Source organism: Flagellimonas sp. (assembly GCF_965601775.1).
Classification (GTDB): Bacteria; Bacteroidota; Bacteroidia; order Flavobacteriales; family Flavobacteriaceae; genus Flagellimonas.
In genome coordinates this window covers 559512-578833 of sequence record NZ_OZ271837.1, presented here as the reverse complement: position 1 = coordinate 578833, position 19322 = coordinate 559512, and the positions used below count along the sequence as shown (strand labels likewise).

At 40.0% G+C, this 19322-nt stretch carries 18 protein-coding genes and 1 tRNA gene; 5 read left to right on the top strand and 14 right to left on the bottom strand.

The window, feature by feature from the left end:
- Positions 1 to 71: 71 nt before the first annotated feature.
- The 4 genes from ACSLUF_RS02815 (at position 72) to ACSLUF_RS02800 (ending at position 6095) form a co-directional block, all read left to right on the top strand.
- On the top strand, positions 72 to 2471 hold the full coding sequence (locus ACSLUF_RS02815; protein WP_435624618.1) for an efflux RND transporter permease subunit: 2400 nt from the start codon (positions 72 to 74) through the stop codon (positions 2469 to 2471).
- 86 nt (positions 2472 to 2557) lie between these two features.
- Complete coding sequence (asnS, locus tag ACSLUF_RS02810) at positions 2558 to 3991, top strand: asparagine--tRNA ligase (RefSeq protein ID WP_435624617.1); 1434 nt, start codon at positions 2558 to 2560, stop codon at positions 3989 to 3991.
- Between the two features lie 44 nt (positions 3992 to 4035).
- Positions 4036 to 5490: an RNA polymerase factor sigma-54 gene (gene rpoN, locus ACSLUF_RS02805; RefSeq protein WP_435624616.1), complete on the top strand. Its 1455-nt coding sequence runs from the start codon at positions 4036 to 4038 to the stop codon at positions 5488 to 5490.
- Entirely contained in the window at positions 5490 to 6095 is a 606-nt protein-coding gene (locus ACSLUF_RS02800; RefSeq protein ID WP_435624615.1) for a hypothetical protein, read from the top strand. Before rpoN ends, ACSLUF_RS02800 begins: the two co-directional genes overlap by 1 nt.
- Here ACSLUF_RS02800 and ACSLUF_RS02795 read toward each other — a convergent pair.
- The 9 genes from ACSLUF_RS02795 to ACSLUF_RS02755 form a co-directional block, all read right to left on the bottom strand.
- Complete coding sequence (locus tag ACSLUF_RS02795) at positions 6090 to 6767, bottom strand: porin family protein (RefSeq protein ID WP_435624614.1); 678 nt, start codon at positions 6765 to 6767, stop codon at positions 6090 to 6092. The genes ACSLUF_RS02800 and ACSLUF_RS02795 overlap by 6 nt on opposite strands.
- Positions 6768 to 7023: 256 nt before the next feature.
- Positions 7024 to 7506, bottom strand: a complete 483-nt coding sequence (locus tag ACSLUF_RS02790; protein WP_435624613.1) for an ExbD/TolR family protein — start codon at positions 7504 to 7506, stop codon at positions 7024 to 7026.
- A 13-nt stretch (positions 7507 to 7519) separates the two neighbouring features.
- A complete protein-coding gene (locus ACSLUF_RS02785) occupies positions 7520 to 8128 on the bottom strand; it encodes an ExbD/TolR family protein (protein ID WP_435624612.1) in 609 nt (202 codons plus the stop codon).
- Between the two features lie 12 nt (positions 8129 to 8140).
- A complete protein-coding gene (locus tag ACSLUF_RS02780) occupies positions 8141 to 8578 on the bottom strand; it encodes a hypothetical protein (protein WP_435624611.1) in 438 nt (145 codons plus the stop codon).
- A 26-nt stretch (positions 8579 to 8604) separates the two neighbouring features.
- Complete coding sequence (locus ACSLUF_RS02775; protein WP_106144529.1) at positions 8605 to 9333, bottom strand: MotA/TolQ/ExbB proton channel family protein; 729 nt, start codon at positions 9331 to 9333, stop codon at positions 8605 to 8607.
- A gap of 77 nt (positions 9334 to 9410) precedes the next feature.
- A tRNA-Ser gene (locus tag ACSLUF_RS02770) sits at positions 9411 to 9498 on the bottom strand.
- Positions 9499 to 9559: 61 nt separating this feature from the next.
- The gene (locus ACSLUF_RS02765) at positions 9560 to 10597 is read right to left on the bottom strand and encodes an asparaginase (protein WP_435625863.1); all 1038 of its coding nucleotides are present in this window, start codon (positions 10595 to 10597) and stop codon (positions 9560 to 9562) included.
- A gap of 1 nt (position 10598) precedes the next feature.
- Positions 10599 to 11366, bottom strand: coding sequence for a TatD family hydrolase (locus ACSLUF_RS02760; protein WP_435624610.1), 768 nt, complete (start codon positions 11364 to 11366; stop codon positions 10599 to 10601).
- Between the two features lie 15 nt (positions 11367 to 11381).
- The gene (locus ACSLUF_RS02755; RefSeq protein ID WP_435624609.1) at positions 11382 to 11954 is read right to left on the bottom strand and encodes a hypothetical protein; all 573 of its coding nucleotides are present in this window, start codon (positions 11952 to 11954) and stop codon (positions 11382 to 11384) included.
- Between the two features lie 72 nt (positions 11955 to 12026).
- Between ACSLUF_RS02755 and ACSLUF_RS02750 the strand changes: the two genes are divergently transcribed.
- Positions 12027 to 12470, top strand: coding sequence for a retropepsin-like aspartic protease family protein (locus tag ACSLUF_RS02750; protein ID WP_435624608.1), 444 nt, complete (start codon positions 12027 to 12029; stop codon positions 12468 to 12470).
- Between the two features lie 63 nt (positions 12471 to 12533).
- Here ACSLUF_RS02750 and odhB read toward each other — a convergent pair whose 3' ends face one another.
- The 5 genes from odhB to ACSLUF_RS02725 form a co-directional block, all read right to left on the bottom strand.
- Complete coding sequence (odhB, locus tag ACSLUF_RS02745; RefSeq protein WP_435624607.1) at positions 12534 to 13757, bottom strand: 2-oxoglutarate dehydrogenase complex dihydrolipoyllysine-residue succinyltransferase; 1224 nt, start codon at positions 13755 to 13757, stop codon at positions 12534 to 12536.
- A gap of 25 nt (positions 13758 to 13782) precedes the next feature.
- Positions 13783 to 16578, bottom strand: a complete 2796-nt coding sequence (locus ACSLUF_RS02740; RefSeq protein WP_435624606.1) for a 2-oxoglutarate dehydrogenase E1 component — start codon at positions 16576 to 16578, stop codon at positions 13783 to 13785.
- A 91-nt stretch (positions 16579 to 16669) separates the two neighbouring features.
- Positions 16670 to 17029 carry a hypothetical protein gene (locus ACSLUF_RS02735; protein ID WP_435624605.1) on the bottom strand — a complete coding sequence of 120 codons (360 nt, stop codon included), beginning with the start codon at positions 17027 to 17029 and terminating at the stop codon, positions 16670 to 16672.
- Between the two features lie 110 nt (positions 17030 to 17139).
- Entirely contained in the window at positions 17140 to 18156 is a 1017-nt protein-coding gene (gene galE / locus ACSLUF_RS02730) for a UDP-glucose 4-epimerase GalE (RefSeq protein ID WP_435624604.1), read from the bottom strand.
- 2 nt (positions 18157 to 18158) lie between these two features.
- Entirely contained in the window at positions 18159 to 19313 is a 1155-nt protein-coding gene (locus ACSLUF_RS02725; protein ID WP_435624603.1) for a DegT/DnrJ/EryC1/StrS family aminotransferase, read from the bottom strand.
- Positions 19314 to 19322 lie beyond the last annotated feature (9 nt).

Genomic DNA, 19322 nt, shown 5'->3' with positions numbered 1-19322 from the left:
TTGCTTTCCCCGTATTCATGCTCTAGGAGCGCAAGTAATCATTTTCTAACTTTGCTCGCAATCTCATTTATATGGTAGCAAAGCTAATGCAGGGATTCTGGCCGGCAGTTGCCCGAATAATTTTAAGAAACCGAATTCTGATTCTGATTCTGGTTGCGGCAACAACAGTTTTTCTCGCGTTGCAATGGAAAAATATTCAGTTGTCCAATACTGAAGTAAATATTCTACCAGATGACCATATCGCTAGCATTCAATACAACATTTTTACCGGACTTTTTGGGGAAGAAGGCAATGCCATAGTTTTTGCCATACGTGACCCCAAGCTTTTCAATCCAGATAACTTTAATCGTTGGAACAAGTTCAGCAAACAGCTCGAGGCTTTTCCCGAAGTTGATTTTGTAGTTTCCACTGACAACCTTCAAGTATTGGTCAAGGATAATGAAAAGCAGGAATTTGTCATTGATGATTTTATCCAAGAAAACCCTACTTCTCCTGAAGAGGTTACCCAATTAAAGGAACATCTCTTACAAGAACTTCCTTTTTACAATGGGCTGATTTACAATCCCGAAAGTGAGACCATCCAAACTATCGCCTATTTGGACAAGGATATTGTAAACACATCCGTTCGAAATGAATTTATACTCAATGACTTGGGTGATCTCGTTAAAAATTTTGAGGAAGAGACCCAATTGGATATGCACGTTTCGGGCATGCCTTATATACGCACTTGGAATACCAAATCCATTGTGGATGAGATAGGAATTTTCATCATGGCCGCTCTTCTGGTCACTTCTCTGATTTTCTTTTTCTTCTTCCGAAGTTTCCGAGCCACATTTATTTCAATGTGTGTTGTGATTATCGGGGTAATGTGGGCCTTTGGTATTTTGGGGTTGCTGCAGTATGAAATTACCATTCTAACTGCTTTGATTCCTCCCTTAATCATCGTTATCGGTATTCCAAACTGTATTTTTCTTATCAATAAATACCAGCAAGAAGTAAAGAAGCATGGAAATCAGGCACTTTCGCTGCAGCGAGTAATTTCCAAAATTGGAAATGCTACATTGATGACCAACATCACTACGGCATCTGGTTTTGCCACCTTTATTATTCTGGATAGTGACCTGCTTAAGGAGTTTGGCATCGTTGCATCCATTAACATCGTGGGAATATTTATACTCTCCCTTTTAATCATTCCGATTATCTACAGTTTCATGGCCTTACCCAAGACCAAGCATTTGAAGCATCTAAACAAACGGTGGATAGATTTCTTTGTAAACTGGATGGAACGAATGGTCCGTGATCATAGAATTGGGGTCTATATTTCTTCAGTTGCTATTTTGGTGTTGAGTATCATCGGGATTTATCAAATTGAAATCACAGGGAGTCGTATTGAAGATTTACCCAAAAACACCCACTACTTTAAGGACATACGCTTTTTTGAAGAAGAGTTTGATGGCATTATGCCCATGGAAATCGTCGTAGATACCAAACGAAAAAATGGGGCCTTCAAACCTGCCACATTACGCCGAATGGACCAATTAGGGCAGGTTATTCAGGAAACACCTGAATTATCACGGCCCGTTTCAGTAGTTGATTTAATCAAATATTCCAAACAAGCATTTTACAATGGGATTCCAAAATACTATCAACTTCCCACATCCCAGGAGAACACCTTCATTATGGATATGGTCCGAAAATCCTCAGCAGATGGTGATCTTTTGGAAAGTTTTATGGACAGCACAGGACAAACTGCCCGTTTGACCACCTTTTTAAAGGACGTTAAAATTGACCGGATGGAAGAAATTGAAATGGACATCCAAAAATCCATTACAAAATTCTTCCCCCAAGAACGCTATGATGTTTTTATGACGGGAAAAGCTTTGCTTTTTCTAAAAGGGACACGATACTTGGTCAAAAACCTACTAATTTCGCTTGCCTTGGCCATTGGATTGATTTCTTTGTTCATGGCCTATTTGTTCCGTTCGTTTCGGATGATTATAATCTCACTAGTGCCCAATCTTTTGCCTTTGGTCATTACAGCCGGGCTTATGGGTTACTTGGGCATACCCATAAAACCTTCTACCATTCTAGTGTTTAGTATTGCTTTCGGAATTTCGGTGGATGATACTATCCATTTCTTGGCAAAATACCGACAAGAACTTACCGCACATCGATGGCATATAAAGAAGTCTGTATATGCTGCATTACGGGAAACTGGTGTAAGTATGTTCTATACTTCCATTGTATTGTTCTTTGGTTTTTCAGTTTTCATCATATCAGACTTTGGGGGCACCAAGGCATTGGGCGGTTTGGTTTCTGCCACGCTCCTCTTTGCCATGCTTGCGAACCTAATCCTATTGCCATCTCTGTTGCTTTCCTTGGAGCGGAGTATTGCCAACAAGCAAGTACTTAAAAAACCTCAAATTGATATCTTACCCAAGGAAGAAGAAGGAGATACCAACGATAAATAGATATTTACACATAAAACCAAAGGGCCATAGTCTTCTTTTTTGACCAAAAAACTATCTTTACGGCTTAATTTCAGCGAAGCCAAAAAATGATTACACAATCCATAAAATCATTGCTTGAACAACAGCCCATTGGAGATACCGTTCAGATTGAAGGTTGGGTAAGAGCCTTTAGAAGCAACAGGTTTATTGCTTTGAATGATGGTTCCATTATACATAACCTCCAATGTGTTATTGATTTTGAAAATTTTGAGGAATCCCTGCTCAAACAAATCACTGTAGGAACAGCTTTAAAAATTAAGGGGAAACTTGTAGAAAGCCAGGGCAAAGGTCAGAGTTTGGAAATTCAGGTCGAAGATGTCTTTGTTCATGGTACTGCGGATCCTGACACGTATCCTATTCAACCCAAGAAACACTCTCTTGAGTTCTTGCGCGAGAAAGCACATTTAAGAGTTAGGACTAACACGTTTTCCGCTGTGATGCGCGTTCGTTCCGCGCTTTCATTCGCTGTTCATAGTTATTTTCAGCAAAATGGTTTTTACTATATGCATACACCGATTGTTACCGGTTCTGATGCTGAGGGAGCTGGGGAAATGTTTCGGGTAAGTACTTTGGATGCCAAGAACCCACCGTTAACTGAGGATGGCGAGGTGAACTATGAGGAGGACTTTTTTGGAAAAGAAACCAACCTTACGGTTTCAGGTCAGCTGGAAGCGGAGACCTACGCTATGGGACTTGGAAAAGTATACACCTTTGGTCCCACTTTTAGGGCCGAAAACTCCAATACCTCAAGGCATCTGGCTGAATTTTGGATGATAGAGCCTGAGATGGCCTTTTATGAACTGGATGGCAACATGGATTTGGCCGAAGATTTTATAAAGTATACCATCCGATATGTATTGGATCATTGTATGGATGATTTGACCTTTTTGGAAAAGAGACTTCTGGATGAGGAGAAAACTAAACCTCAAAATGAGCGTAGCGAAATGGCTCTCATCGAAAAGCTAAAATTCGTCGTGGACAATAATTTTAAAAGGGTTACCTATACAGAAGCTATAGATATTTTGCGCAATAGTAAACCCAACAAAAAGAAAAAGTTTCAATTCCCTATTAACGAATGGGGCGCTGACTTGCAAAGCGAACATGAACGCTTTTTAGTTGAAAAACATTTTAAGTGTCCTGTCATTCTATTCGATTACCCTGCCAACATCAAGGCATTTTATATGCGATTGAACGAGGATGGAAAAACAGTCCGTGCCATGGATGTCCTCTTCCCAGGTATTGGTGAAATTGTTGGTGGTTCCCAACGTGAAGAACGTTTAGAAGTCTTACAACAAAAAATCGAAGAACTGGGAATTGACGAAAAAGAGCTTTGGTGGTATCTGGACCTAAGAAGATTTGGAACTGCAGTTCACAGTGGTTTTGGACTCGGATTTGAGCGTTTGGTTCTTTTTGCCACGGGAATGGGGAACATTCGGGATGTAATTCCTTATCCAAGAACACCACAAAACGCAGAATTTTAAATCGAATGCCTTAAATTTATAGGAAAGGAAGATTTTATAGATTCATGTTAAAGCAACATCTTCAGTTTAAACTTTCCCAAAAGCTATCGCCCCAGCAAATTCAATTGATGAAATTGATTCAATTGCCCACACAGGCATTTGAACAGCGATTGAAACAAGAACTGGAGGAGAACCCTGCATTGGAGAGCGGCAAAGCCGAAAGTGACAGCTTGGATGACGGGTATGACGACTACGAGGAAAGCGGAGATAGTGAATCCATCGCGGCCGAAGACATCAATATTGACGATTACCTAAGTGATGATGAAGTCCCAGATTATCGTACTCAAACCAGTAATTATAGTGCAGATGACGATGAAAAAAGCATTCCGTATGCTTCTGGTATTTCTTTCAATCAATATCTCATCAATCAACTGAACACCGTTCATTTAGATGATCAAGAATGGTCTATTGCAGAGTTTTTGGTAGGCAGTATTGATGAAAGTGGTTATATCCGAAGGCCCTTGGGAGATATTATGGATGACCTTGCTTTTACCCAAAACATTTACACGGAAGAAAACAAAATCGAGGAGGTGCTCAAAACGGTCCAGCAGCTTGATCCTCCTGGAGTAGCCGCAAGATCTTTGGACGAATGCTTGATTCTTCAACTAAAACGAAGAGAAAATACCCCTTCCGTGGAACTGGCAATCGATATATTGGAAAGGTCCTTTGAACAGTTCACCAAAAAGCACTATGCCAAATTACTTCAAAAGCACCAAGTTGATGAGGAAGGATTGAAGGAGGCTATTTCAGAAATTGAGAAACTGAATCCAAAACCCGGAGGTTCCTATGCGGGTAGTACACGGATTATAGAACATATCGTCCCAGACTTTTCAATTAGGATTGTAGATGGCGAACTCGAACTTAGCTTGAATGGTCGGAATGCACCGGAACTTCATGTGTCCCGAGAATATAGCAATATGTTGGAAGGGTATAAGAACTCCAAGGAGAAATCAAAATCCCAAAAGGATACGGTGTTATTCATCAAGCAAAAATTAGACGCGGCCAAATGGTTCATCGATGCGATAAAGCAACGGCAACAGACCCTTTTTGTTACGATGAGCACCATCATGAACTACCAGAAGGAGTATTTTTTGACAGGAGATGAGCGCAAACTTCGTCCCATGATATTAAAAGATATTGCTGACCAAATAGGCATGGATGTTTCCACGGTCTCCAGAGTGGCCAATAGTAAATATGTGGATACACCTTATGGCACTAAACTCATTAAGGAGTTTTTCTCCGAAGCGATGAAAAACGAGCAGGGGGAGGATGTTTCCACCAGAGAGATTAAAAAGATATTGGAAACGGTCATAGGTGATGAAGAAAAGAAAAAGCCTTTAACCGATGATAAACTGGCCAAAATCCTCAAGGAGCGTGGCTATCCTATTGCCAGAAGAACAGTAGCCAAGTATAGGGAACAATTGGGTATTCCTGTTGCTCGCCTCAGAAAACAAATCTGATGCGCCATTTTCTAAACATCGTTTCCTATGTTTTTCATCCCCTATTTGTTCCTATTGGTGGAACCATTATCTACTTCATGGTTACTCCCAAATACAGCTCTTTGGAAATACAGAGCGGTAATATTTTACCCATTTTTATTCTAACGGTAATTATACCTATCATCTTTTTCTTGATTCTAAAAAATTTGGGGATTATAAATTCTATTTTCTTACCTACCCTTAAGGAACGGAAATACCCTTTGTACATCAATGCCATTATTTTGTTCATGATTTTATACAAGGTAATTCCCAACAACTACGTCCCTGAGCTTTTTTATTTCTTTCTTGGACTGTTAATGGCCATAGGAGCTACTTTGATTTTATTATTTCTACGCATTAAGACCAGTATTCATCTTTTGGGAATGGGCAGCATTTTAATGTTCATGATCGGTCTTAGCATTCACTTCGAGATAAACATAACCTTAGCCATAAGTGCATTTACTTTGCTAACAGGCCTGGTGGCCACATCCCGGTTATACTTAAATGCCCATAACAAAATTGAACTTATTATCGGTTTTTTTATCGGTGTTCTATCGCAATTGCTTATTCTGAAGTATTGGTTATAGGATGTAGAAAATAATGCCTATGCGAAATACTCTGGTATCAATAGTTTCCCCATTGTCCAGAGCTACTCCGTCATTTAAAAGCGAATTTAGGCTATAATACGAATGAATATTAAAGGTGTTATATCCTATACTTAAGGTCAATCCGTATTGAAACTCCCTAATATCATCATTGGAAAAGCGGATGACGTCATCCATAATGTTCAACGTATTTTCCTCCTCCAACACCAACTTGGAACTACCGGCAAAAACGTACGCCAATCGCAATCCGCCATAAATCCTCCAAAATCTATACTCGGTGGCCGTAGAGGTTCGCCATCGGAGTTCCAAAGGCATCTCAATGGCATGGGTCTCCAGCTTGTTTCTCCTAAAATCGTCGGTTGATAGCAAGGAATATATAATATCTGAACCAGACTCCTCCGCACGTATATTGCTATAATAGGAATTGATGGCATATCCTAAACCCAATCCCAATCCAAAATTTCGGGCTCTATTAATGGGTATATCCTTGATAAAACCCAACTGGAGATTATAGGAGAGACTGTTTTGCACAACATCCTCAGGTCTTTCGGTCAAAAAGTTAATCCCAAGTCCAATATAAAATTGATCTTCAAGATAACGACTACTCTCAGTACCATCCGTCTGTTGAGACATTCCAACAAATGCCCAAAGCATGCAAAAAAAAGTACAGAGACTATATTTCATTATGGTCAAAACTAAAGACAACCCAAAATACACATTTGGATTGTCTTCCTCTCAATCTTTTAAAATTAATCCAGATGGTAAGTGTCATTTCCAGGATTTGCTGTATAATTAGTCCTTTAAATATCTTGTTTTAATTCCCCCTTTATATCTGAAAAACATAATTTCACAGAACAAAAAAACGCTCCAGAGGATTCTGGAGCGTTTTTTACTAAATCTAAGTTATTGCTTACTGCAAATTGTTAAAAGCGTTTCCTTCGTAAGTGGTGTAATTCACTTTGAGGGCATTAACCTTTCTCAATTCTTGCTTAATATCAGCAATCAATCCCATATTAGCATCTTTGTCCACTTTAAGTGCGGTGGTCAATACATTTTGAAGTTCTTGAGGCTTTTTAGCTCTTTCAGCCAAAATATAGGAACCGACCTCATCAATACTTGCAAACTTATCGTTCAACTGTATTTTAGGTTCTGTACCAAAAACCTTCTGATATTCTCTAGTAGGCTTACCTACATAAATGTATATAACTCTATCTTTTTTCTCTAACTTCTTAATTTCAGAAGCGTTGGGAAGCGTATTTTCCACCAATAAAGAACTGTCCTTCATTGTTGTTACTGTCATAAAGAAAAACAACAGCATAAAAACAATATCAGGCAATGACGCTGTAGAAACCGCAGGCAAATCACCATCTTTCTTTTTTGCAAATTTTGCCATATTCTATGTCTTATTAATTACTTGTTGTTTCTGCTTCGGAAAGTTTTTGAGGAAACATATCCTGAATCCGCTTTACCTTATCCTTTAAATCATCACGAACACTGGAAGGGGTTTCCGGATTTAGGTAATCGCCTTCCATTTTGGTGAAATCCTGTCCATATAGACGCTGAGCTTCTCTATTTCGCAACTCATTGTAGGCACCTACCAGTTCGTTTTGTACCGTGATATATGTACTGTATTTGGTCTCTCTATCATTCTTCAAGGATATGATCGCTTTCTCCGGATTATCAGAAGATGATTGATCCTTTCTTCCCTTGCAGTAATTACAACTTCCATCACCGTTGTTTTCAAGAAAACCAATGGCCGCTTCTCTCAAATCCTCAAGTCTCATTAGTTGGTCTTCAACTAAAAGTTGTCCGTTCTTGTTAATGTTCACTGTGAAGATATTTTTCTGTTTGATCACAACATCAATATCCTCAGGAGGATCTATAGGCGGCAACATACGATCCAATCCTGCATCAGTTTCAATGGTAGTGGTTACCAAGAAAAAGATGAGTAGAAGGAAAGCAATATCCGCCATGGACCCGGCGTTCACTTCCGGTGCTCCTTTTCTTCTAGGCATAATTCCTATTTTTTACTTAACAAATAATTTCTTCAGCCCAGGGAAAACCATTAGCACAACCGCAACTGCCGACAGGATAAAGAAAACATTCAATCCCATTCCAACATTTTTTACAGTGCCTTCTGTGGTTTCCACTCCTCTTTGAGCCATGGTCTCAACAACCGCAGCATTGTCAGAAGATAAACCATAGGATATGGCTACAATAATAGCCAATCCTCCTATAGCGAACAGCGCTTTTTTAACACTTCCTTTGGTAGTAAACAGTTTTCCCAGTCCAAATACAATGGCAGAAACCGCAGCAACCAATAAAAGTACATACATAATAATGAACATAAAGTTCATCGAGCCACTATTAATGGCATCTGGATCATCACCAGAGGGTAGCGAGAACCAAAGCACGGCCGCTAACAATCCGATGGCTATAAGAGCTATTTTAATTACTTTATTCATGATTCTCGATAGATTTTAATTCGTAATTATTTCTTGTGTGCCGCCAACATATCAATCAAGGATATGGAGGAGTCTTCCATGTCATTTACGATACTATCGATTTTTGCAATAATGTAATTGTAGAAAATTTGAAGAATAATCGCCGTAATCAAACCAAATACGGTTGTCAAAAGTGCCACCTGAATATCACCCGCAATCAACGAGGCACTCAAGTTACCTACCGCAGCAATTTTCTGGAAGGCCGCAATCATACCAATTACCGTACCCATGAACCCAAGCATGGGAGCAATCGCGATAAATAGGGATAACCAAGAAACATTTTTCTCCAATTGTCCCATTTGCACCCCACCATAAGCAACAACTGCTTTTTCGGCAGATTCCAATCCTTCTCCAGCTCTATCCAAACCTTGATAGAAGATTGAAGCAACAGGGCCTTTAGTATTTCGACATACTTCTTTTGCAGCTTCAACTCCACCAGAAGCCAAAGCATCTTCGACTTGCTGCTTCAGTTTGGCTGAGTTAGTGCTTGCTAAATTCAAATAGATGATTCTTTCAATGGCAACGGCCAATCCCAAAATCAAACAAAGAAGTACAATTCCCATAAAGGCTGGTCCACCCTGAATGAACTGTTCTTTTAGTACTTGGGTAAAGCCTTTGCTGGCTTCAGCGTTCTCTTGCAACATTGCGGCAGATGCCGACGTAGTTCCCAAAACAAACATTCCGGCAGTAGCCAGAGTAAAGGATATTTTTTTCATTTTGTTCAAACTTAAATTTAGTTAGTTAATAATGTTAAAGATATAAAAATTTTATAATTGAAAAAGCAATTATGTAGCAGAGAGGAAGGGATTCGAACCCTCGATACACTTTTGGTGTATACACACTTTCCAGGCGTGCGCCTTCGACCACTCGGCCACCTCTCTATTTTTCAAGAATGAGCCGACCAATAAACAAAAAAATAATTATTTAAGGAAATTTGAGGCGTTAATTTTGATGCATTTCACCGCGAAGGGATTGCTCAAACAATTCCTTGAATCTACCTTTGGTATCAGGCCTTCCCAGAAGATACATCGCCTTGGTTATGGCCGCTTCCGTAGTAATGTCCTTACCATTAATCATTTGCATGCTTCCCAGTCTCGCACTGGTCTCATATTGTCCCATGGCCACACTACCTCCCGAACATTGGGTCACATTGATGATAAATAATCCTTGATCAATGGCCGTTTTCAACGCTCCCAAAAACCATTCCTCCATTGGTGCATTGCCTGCTCCATAGGTTTCCAGAACCAAAGCTTTTAGCCCTTTGGTTTGAAGTATGGCATCCAAAACCGAACTATTTATGCCCGGAAACAGTTTTAAAATCGCCACATTATTATCCATGTTCTTGTGCACCCTAAAAGGTTCATCCATTTTACTATTGGGCCTAAGACCCGAATAGTTAACATTCAGATGCACTCCTGATTCCACCAAAGCTGGATAATTTAGGGAAGCAAAGGCTTGAAAATTTTCCGCATTGATTTTTGTGGTTCGATTACCCCTATATAGTTTATACTCAAAATACAACCCTACTTCCTGAACAACTGGCATACCATTTTCACATAATGCCGCAATTTGGATCGAGGTGATTAAATTCTCTTTGGCATCTGTTCGTAAATCGCCAATGGGTAATTGTGAACCAGTAAATATTACGGGCTTGGTCAAATTCTCCAACATAAAGCTTAAAGCCGACGCCGAATAGCTCATGGTATCACTCCCATGCAGTACCACAAAACCATCATATTCGTCATAATGGTCCTGGATGATTTTGGCTATAGTCATCCAATGCTTGGGATTCATATTGGACGAGTCTATAGGTTGTTCAAAAGAAATGCCCTTTAATTGACAATCCAGATGATTCAACTCTGGCAGGTTCTTTATCAGTTCATTGAAGTCAAAGGCTTTTAAAGCCCCCGTCTTAAAATCCTTGACCATTCCAATGGTACCGCCAGTATAGATTAAGAGTATATTCGTCTTTTTTCCCATACTATATTCCAAAAACAGCTTTTGAGTTATCTGTAGTTACCTTAACTATATGCTCTTTGGTGAATCCATATATGATTTCCAGTTTTTCCAGTACCTCTGTTATATATGCACTTTCATTTCGCTTACCTCGAAAAGGGACTGGCGCCAAATAGGGCGAATCAGTCTCAAGAACAATATGTTCCAAAGGAACCTGACTTAGAAATGTATCGATTTTTCCATTCTTAAAGGTAACCACTCCTCCAATACCCAATTTCATATTAAATGATATAGCTCGCTTTGCTTGTTCCAAGGTTCCCGTAAAACAATGGAAAATACCATATAGTTTCTCATCTTTTACTTCCTCCAAAACTTCAAAAATCTCATCAAAGGATTCCCGGCAATGAATCACAATGGGTAAATGGTACTTTTTTGCCAATGCTATCTGATACTTGAATGCTTCTTGCTGTTGTGCCAAGAAGGTTTTATCCCAATACAAATCAATACCAATCTCCCCTACTGCATAAAACTTTCGTTGCGCCAACATTTCCTCTACGTGCGCCAACTCTTCCATGTAATTTTCTTTCACATGGGTAGGATGTAGTCCCATCATAAGAAAAACATTATCTGGGTAAGCTTTTTCCAGTTCGAACATGCGCTGAGTGTAGGTAGAATCAATGGCCGGAATAAAAAAACGTTTCACTCCTAAATCAAGGGCCCGTTGAATCATGATATCCCTATCTTCATCAAAGGCTTCACTGTATAAATGGGTATGCGTATCCGTAATCATCATTTATTTAGTATGATATTACTTAGTGTTTCTTGCTTGCTGATATCTTTCTATTGCCTTTTTAAACTTCAATCCCCCTTTTAAACTTTGGTCATACAAAAACCCGTCTAATTCTGGATATTCCTCTGCGGTCCATGAAACTAACTCCAATCTGTTTTTATCCCATTTTGTTTCATTAAAAACAATATACTCGACAATGTCGATACTGTAAATTCCATCATCACTGAAATAGACTTTTTCTTTGGTTACCATAGGTTCCTCATTTAAAAACAGGATTCTTTTGCATTGTTTTGAGACTCTCATTTCCACATACTCTTCCTTCAATTGAATATCCAAAATTTTATAGGTAGGCTTAAAAACCGAATCCCATTGAAATAAAGAATGGTACTGGTCCTTAGAGAAAGAACTTTTGTAAACGAGTTCATTTAGACGAACACTGTCTGAAAAAAAAGAAGCGGCTTTTTTGTAATCTGCTGAATTTAAAGCTTCAATATAATTTTGAGACCATTCCAACTTGTTAATAGTACTGTCTGTTTGCTTACAGGATAAAAAAGCAAAGAGTAGAGCCCAAAGGAGATAAATCTTATACATACCAATTAATCAGTTGCACAAAAATAGGTTTATCTTCGTTCTATTGGCTATTAGTTTTGAGAATTCCAACGGATGAAATCACTTAAGAAATTTTTGAAGTCCAAAGCGTATGAACGCATACCGCTTACCCTTACCGAAACCAATCATTTTGAAATCAACGCGAGAATCAATGAAGTTTCGGGTCGATTTATTCTGGATACTGGAGCGTCCAACACTTGTGTGGATATGGACAAAGTTGAATTTTTCAAAATGGTTTCCAAAACTTCTGATATTAAAGCGGCTGGTGCTGGCGCTACTGAGATGGAAACCTTAATTTCCACTAAAAATCGAATCGAAATAGGGAATTGGTCAAAGAAAAAGCAAAAAATTGTGCTGTTTGACTTAGTTCATGTGAACGAAGCGCTTACCGCCCACGACACCCTTCCGGTTGATGGTATTATTGGCGCAGATATCCTAAAAAAAGGCAAGGCGGTAATTGATTACGACAAGCAATGCTTGTATTTGAAATCTAGATAGGTCTACTAAAATAAAAAGGGGAAACCTCTAAGAAATTTCCCCTCCAATTCCATAAATATTCTTCTAAAGTTCCAATGCCTTTTTCACATTGTTGTCCATCAACAATTCCTGAGGATTTTCCAATGCCTCTTTTACGGCCACTAAGAAACCAACAGATTCTTTTCCATCAATAATTCTATGGTCATAAGAAAGGGCCACATACATAATCGGCGCTATAACCACTTGGCCATCTTTGGCAATGGGTCGCTCTACAATATTGTGCATTCCCAAAATTCCACTTTGTGGAGGATTGATAATGGGTGTGGAAAGCATGGAACCAAATACCCCACCATTGGAAATGGTAAAGGTTCCGCCAGTCATTTCATCCACAGTTATCTGACCATCTCTTGCTCGTATGGCCAAACGTTTCACCTCAGCCTCCACCCCACGGAATGTCAAGTTTTCTGCATTTCGGATAACCGGAACCATCAGTCCTTTAGGGCCGGAAACTGCAATACTAATATCACAGAAATCGTAAGTAATCATCTCTTTGCCATCAATCATAGAATTCACAGCAGGATACATTTGCAAAGCTCTGATGACAGCCTTGGTAAAGAAGGACATAAACCCTAAACTTACTCCATGTTTCTCCTTGAATTCTTCCTTGTATTGTTTGCGTAGTGTAAAAATCGGAGACATATCCACCTCATTAAAGGTGGTCAACATTGCTGTCTCATTCTTGGCCGAAACCAGTCGCTCTGCCACTTTTCTACGTAGCATGGACAGTTTGGAACGGGATTCGCCCCGACTTCCTCCCGTGGGAGTGCCCATAGATGGTACTGCTTGCACGGCATCTTCTTTGGTTATTCGGCCATCTCTTCCTGTACCACTGACTGCTGAGGGTTCAATTCCTTTTTCATCTAATATCTTTTTGGCAGCAGGTGAGGGTGTTCCTGAAGCATAGGTTTCTGTTTTAGTTTCAACAGGTTTTGGTGCTTCAACGGGTTTTGCCTCTTCTTTAGGAGCTGCTTTTTCTTCCGCTTTAGGTGCATCTCCTCCTTCTGGCTTAGCGGCGCTGGTATCGATTAGACAAACCACTTCTCCAACCGCAACGGCATCTCCTTCTTCGGCCTTAAGGGTAATTATGCCGCTTTCTTCCGCAGGAAGCTCCAATGTAGCTTTATCAGAATCAACTTCGGCAATTGCCTGGTCTTTTTCTACGTAATCTCCGTCTTGCACCAACCACTCTGCAATTTCAACTTCGGTTATGGATTCTCCCGGTGAAGGGACTTTCATTTCTAGAACCATTCCTATTTGTGTTTATGCTTTTATATTATCGAATTAACATATTGTCTTTACTCTTGTCAAAAACGTATTCCAATACCTGGGCATGACGTCTTTGGGAACGAACCGCACTTCCCGCGGCAGGTGCTCCATAAAATCTTCGGGATGCCACCCTAAATTGTTTGGCTTCATCCAAATGCATCAACAAATGCCCCCAAGCTCCCATGTTTCGGGGTTCTTCTTGGGCCCAAACAATATCTTTAGCTGATTTGTACTTCTTAATGACTTTTCTGATTTGATCGGCTGGTAATGGGAACAATTGTTCAACCCGAACCAATGCTACGTCGTCCCTTTCCAACTTTTCCTTTTTATCCAGCAAATCATAATAGAACTTTCCAGTACAGAAGACCAAAGTTTTAATTTTGGAAGCAGTTGCCTCCTTATCATCAATAACCATTTGGAAACTTCCATTAGCCATTTCTTCCTTGGTCGAAAGCACTTTGGGATGACGCAATAGACTTTTCGGCGTGAAAACCACTAATGGCTTTCTAAAATCTGCTTTCATTTGCCTACGTAGCAGATGAAACATATTCGCCGGGGTGGTCACATCAGCCACATACATATTGTCCTTTGCACAGAGCTGAAGGTATCTTTCCATTCTAGCGGATGAATGTTCTGCCCCCTGACCTTCATAACCATGTGGAAGCAATAGCACCAATCCATTTTGTAATTTCCATTTGTCTTCTGCGGATGAAAGGTACTGGTCTATGATAATTTGGGCACCATTGCTAAAATCCCCAAACTGCGCTTCCCATATAGTCAAGGTCTTTGGACTTGCCATAGCATAGCCATAATCAAAGCCCATTACCGCATATTCGGAAAGGAGTGAATTATAGATATGGAATTTCCCGTTTTGATTTTTCCCCAAATCATTCAGTAGCGTCACCTCCTCCTCATGCATTTCCGTTTTGATTACGGCATGGCGGTGTGAAAAGGTGCCCCGCTCAACGTCCTGACCCGTCATTCGAACATCAAATCCTTCTTCAATCAACGAACCATAGGCCAACAATTCTCCCATGGCCCAGTCCAATTGATTGTCCTCAAAATACATCTTATGTCGACCCTGAACCAAACGTTCCAGTTTTCTTAGGAATTTTTTCCCTTCAGGAAGCACGGTAATACTTTCTGCTACCTCATTCAACTTTTTTAAGTCATATGAAGTATCCATTGTCGCCAACATCTTATCCTCCACCACTTGTCCAAAACCCTCCCATTCATCTTGCATAAATGGAGTAATGACCGTTTTTTCGATTTTTCGGGAGTCCAGTAAGTCTTCTTCCAGATTCTTTTTGTACTCCACCTCAAGGGCTTTCACAAAATCAGCGTCAATTATACCTTCCGCCAAAAGCTTTTCCGCATAAATGTCCCTTGGGTTCTTATGCTTGGAAATAGCTTTGTATAATAGAGGTTGTGTGAATTTAGGCTCATCCCCTTCATTATGCCCATACTTTCTATACCCCAACAAATCCAAGAAAACATCTCGCTTATATCTCATACGATATTCCAGAGCGAAAGTGGAAGCATGTACTACGGCCTCAGCATCATCCGCGTTTACGTGAAGCACAGGTGATAGCGTTACTTTCCCCACATCGGTACAATAGGTGGATGACCTGGCATCCAAGTAATTTGTGGTAAATCCTATTTGATTGTTCACCACAATATGAATGGTTCCTCCAGTTTGATACCCATCCAAGCGTGCCATCTGAATCGTTTCATAGACCACTCCTTGTCCTGCAAAAGCAGCATCTCCATGAACCAAAATAGGTAATACTTCTGATACATTTTCTTGATGGTCCCGGTCTTGTTTGGCCCTGGTTATTCCTTCTACAATGGAATTTACGGTTTCCAAATGGGAGGGATTGGGGGCAATATTCATATTGACGATTTTCCCAGAATCCGTTTCCCGTCTAGAAGTCCATCCCAAGTGATATTTTACATCCCCATCAAAGATGGTTTCTTCATAATCCTTACCATCAAATTCACTGAAAATGTCTTTAGGGGACTTTCCAAAAATATTGGTCAATACATTCAAACGACCACGGTGGGCCATACCCATCACAAACTGCTTTACCCCTGCATCAGCGGCTTTTTCAATAATGACATCCAAAGCCGGAATTAGGGTCTCTCCGCCTTCCAATGAAAAACGTTTTTGGCCCACATATTTGGTGTGAAGAAAGCTTTCAAAGGAAACAGCTTCATTCAACTTCCTTAGGATATTTTTCTTTTCATCGGCTGAGAAATTGGGATGATTGTCATTTACATTCAGCCAGTCTTGAATCCATTGGATACGTTCTGGAGTCCGTATGTACATGTATTCTACCCCAATGGCATCGCAATAAATACGTTCCAAATGGCCGATGATGTTCTTAAGTGGACTAGGTCCAATTCCGAGAACTTTACCAGCATCAAAAGTGGTTTCCAAATCTGCTTCAGAAAGCCCAAAATTGGATAAATCCAATGTGGGCTCATACTTTCTCCGTTCTCTTACCGGATTGGTTTGGGTAAACAAATGTCCTCTTGAACGGTATCCATCAATCAGCTTGATGACTTGAAATTCTTTCTGTAGGGATTGGGGAACCTCTAATTGTTGCCCATTGGAAAGTGCCAAAGTTCCATTGGAAGAAGCTATATCCAAATTATCCAAGGAACTTTCCAGACCAAAATCAAATCCCTGAAAAAAAGCCCTCCAACTGGGCTCAATACTGTCCGGGCTTGTTAGGTATCTTTCATATAACTCTGCAAAAAAAGAAGTATGTGCAGCGTTTAAAAAGGAATATTTATCCATTGACCACCTTTAACTAAAATCAATCTAAAAAATTAACACAAAAATACAATAAATCCCCGTGGTTCTTGAACAAACTTGAAGACAAAAAACTTTATGTTCCAAACTGCCGCCTCAGGTTCACCTTCTGCCATTCCCTTTTCAAAATTAGAAAACTGACTGCTCCGGCCATATCGACCACATCAGTCGTTTCAATCTGTCTCACCTTATCCTCTGAGACGTCCACAATATAAAGTAAGTTGAGATACTCAGGAAATTGTTCCAAGATTAAGCGGTATATCTTTTCGTGCAGTTCTGTTTTGAGCTTTTCTGGTGATGGATTGTGTGAAACGTTCAATTGAAGATTGGCCAGTTCAAAATCCTTTTTTAACTGAGCTACCAAATTTGCATATAACTCTGAACGTTTTGCTTCTTCAAGAACTTGTTTGCTATCTTCAAATTGAGGATTATCCATTTGAATTACAATTGTAAAACTAAATCAAGTTAAATTACCCGTCGAAGATAGGGAGGAAAACAGATTCAGCATATAAAAAAACCCGCATCAAGCGAGTTTTTATGTTTGGATTATGCTCTTATTTTTTGTTCCCAATCCCATGCGGATTTCATAGCGTCATCTAAAGATGACTCCGCTTTCCAACCCAAAACATCATTTGCCTTTTGAGTATCAGCATAGGCTTGGATTACATCGCCTGGTCTTCTATCGGCAACTTTATAATTCAGTTTTTGCCCGGATACTTGCTCAAAACTGTGAATAACTTCCAAAACTGAACTTCCTTTACCAGTACCTAAATTAAATACTTCGAAGTTCTCTTGATTTTTATCCTCAAGTAGCCGTTCTAAGGCCACCACATGTGCCTTTGCTACATCCACCACATGGATATAATCTCGAATACAGGTACCGTCCTCAGTAGGATAATCATCTCCAAAAACAGACAATTGTTCTCTTAGACCAACACCTGTTTGGGTGATGAAAGGCACCAAGTTTTGTGGTACCCCGATAGGTAATTCCCCTATCTCCACACTGGGGTGGGCTCCAATTGGATTAAAATAGCGTAGGGCAATGGCAGAAAGGGATGGATTCACCTTACAGGTATCCTTAATGATTTCCTCCCCTACTTGCTTCGTATTCCCATATGGGGATTCGGCCGGTTTTACTGGAGCGCTCTCCGTAATGGGCATGGAATCTGCTTGTCCGTAAACCGTACAGGAGGAGCTGAAAATGAATCTAGCGCTATCTTTTTGGGTCAACTGCTGAAGAAGGTAAACTAAAACCCCTAAATTATTTTCATAATACAATAAGGGGTTCTCCACACTTTCCCCCACTGCTTTTGAAGCGGCAAAATGAATTACTCCTTCAATGTCATCGTGATTAGCGAAAAAGTTTTGGACCGAAGATTTATCCCTCAAGTCCATTTTTTCAAAATGTGGTTTTTTTCCACTTATGGCTACAATACCATCCAATACGTTTTCAGAAGAATTGGAAAGATTGTCTATGATGACCACCTCAAATCCTTTGTTTTGAAGTTCAACTACAGTGTGGGAGCCAATAAATCCCAGACCACCGGTTACCAGTATTTTCATTGTTATGCGTTTACGAAGTCAATGACCAATTGGGTTATGAATGCGATTTGTTCATCATCCAGTTCTGTATGCATGGGCAATGACAATACTTCTTTGACCAATTGGTTGGTCACCGTAAAATCCGCTTCGTCATAACGCTCATCCATATATGCCTTTTGCCTATGCAGAGGAATTGGATAATATACTCCACAAGGAACGCTGTTTTCATTGAGATGTTGCACCAGACCATCTCTTTTTCCGTTTAAAATTCTTACAGTATACTGGTGAAATACGTGACAATCACAGGTATCGCAAATACCTTCGCATCCATTTACGGTTTTGGGTAAAACGATGTGTTCTTGACCAGAAAGGGCATTTGAATATTTTCGAGCGGCTTCTCGTCGTTTGTTATTGTACTTGTCAAGGTTTGGCAACTTTGCATTGAGTACCGCCGCTTGAATGGAATCCAATCTGGAGTTCACGCCAATTACATCGTGGTGATATCTTTTGTACATACCATGATTGACCATACCGCGAATGGTATGCGCCAAATCATCATCATTGGTAAAAATGGCTCCCCCATCACCATAGCAACCTAGATTTTTCGATGGAAAAAAGGAAGTGGAGGCTACATGCCCTATGGTTCCCGCTTTTTTCTTTGTGCCATCTTTTGAAGTGTGGACAGCTCCGATACCCTGTGCATTATCCTCAATCACATATAAGTTGTGTTTGTTTGCCAATTCCATAATGGCATCCATATCGGCACATTGTCCAAAAAGATGCACGGGAACAATCGCTTTGGTTTTTGGAGTGATTGCCTTTTCAATAGCTTTTATATCGATATTAAAAGTATCCTTTTCAACATCCACAAGGACCGGAGTTAGATTAAGAAGGGCGATAACCTCTACAGTAGCGGCAAAAGTAAAATCAGCAGTAATTACCTCATCTCCCGGTTTTAAACCCAAACCCATCATACAAATCTGGAGTGCATCCGTCCCATTGGCGCAAGGGATGACATGTTTCACATCTAAATACTCCTCCAAACTTTTTTGAAACTCATGGACTTTTGGGCCATTGATGAAGGCCGAAGAATCCAAAACCTCCGAAATCGAGGTATTCACTTCTTCCTTGATTTCTTCATATTGACCTTTGAGGTCAACCATCTGTATTTTTTTCATGAAAATGGA

Coding starts and splice junctions, on each gene's coding strand:
- ACSLUF_RS02815 (WP_435624618.1), top strand. CDS start 72: ATGGTAGCAAAGCTAATGCAGGGATTCTGGCCGGCAGTTGCCCGAATA.
- asnS (WP_435624617.1), top strand. CDS start 2,558: ATGATTACACAATCCATAAAATCATTGCTTGAACAACAGCCCATTGGA.
- rpoN (WP_435624616.1), top strand. CDS start 4,036: ATGTTAAAGCAACATCTTCAGTTTAAACTTTCCCAAAAGCTATCGCCC.
- ACSLUF_RS02800 (WP_435624615.1), top strand. CDS start 5,490: ATGCGCCATTTTCTAAACATCGTTTCCTATGTTTTTCATCCCCTATTT.
- ACSLUF_RS02795 (WP_435624614.1), bottom strand. CDS start 6,767: ATGCTTTGGGCATTTGTTGGAATGTCTCAACAGACGGATGGTACTGAG.
- ACSLUF_RS02790 (WP_435624613.1), bottom strand. CDS start 7,506: ATGGCAAAATTTGCAAAAAAGAAAGATGGTGATTTGCCTGCGGTTTCT.
- ACSLUF_RS02785 (WP_435624612.1), bottom strand. CDS start 8,128: ATGCCTAGAAGAAAAGGAGCACCGGAAGTGAACGCCGGGTCCATGGCG.
- ACSLUF_RS02780 (WP_435624611.1), bottom strand. CDS start 8,578: ATGAATAAAGTAATTAAAATAGCTCTTATAGCCATCGGATTGTTAGCG.
- ACSLUF_RS02775 (WP_106144529.1), bottom strand. CDS start 9,333: ATGAAAAAAATATCCTTTACTCTGGCTACTGCCGGAATGTTTGTTTTG.
- ACSLUF_RS02765 (WP_435625863.1), bottom strand. CDS start 10,597: ATGGGAAAAAAGACGAATATACTCTTAATCTATACTGGCGGTACCATT.
- ACSLUF_RS02760 (WP_435624610.1), bottom strand. CDS start 11,366: ATGATGATTACGGATACGCATACCCATTTATACAGTGAAGCCTTTGAT.
- ACSLUF_RS02755 (WP_435624609.1), bottom strand. CDS start 11,954: ATGTATAAGATTTATCTCCTTTGGGCTCTACTCTTTGCTTTTTTATCC.
- ACSLUF_RS02750 (WP_435624608.1), top strand. CDS start 12,027: ATGAAATCACTTAAGAAATTTTTGAAGTCCAAAGCGTATGAACGCATA.
- odhB (WP_435624607.1), bottom strand. CDS start 13,757: ATGGTTCTAGAAATGAAAGTCCCTTCACCGGGAGAATCCATAACCGAA.
- ACSLUF_RS02740 (WP_435624606.1), bottom strand. CDS start 16,578: ATGGATAAATATTCCTTTTTAAACGCTGCACATACTTCTTTTTTTGCA.
- ACSLUF_RS02735 (WP_435624605.1), bottom strand. CDS start 17,029: ATGGATAATCCTCAATTTGAAGATAGCAAACAAGTTCTTGAAGAAGCA.
- galE (WP_435624604.1), bottom strand. CDS start 18,156: ATGAAAATACTGGTAACCGGTGGTCTGGGATTTATTGGCTCCCACACT.
- ACSLUF_RS02725 (WP_435624603.1), bottom strand. CDS start 19,313: ATGAAAAAAATACAGATGGTTGACCTCAAAGGTCAATATGAAGAAATC.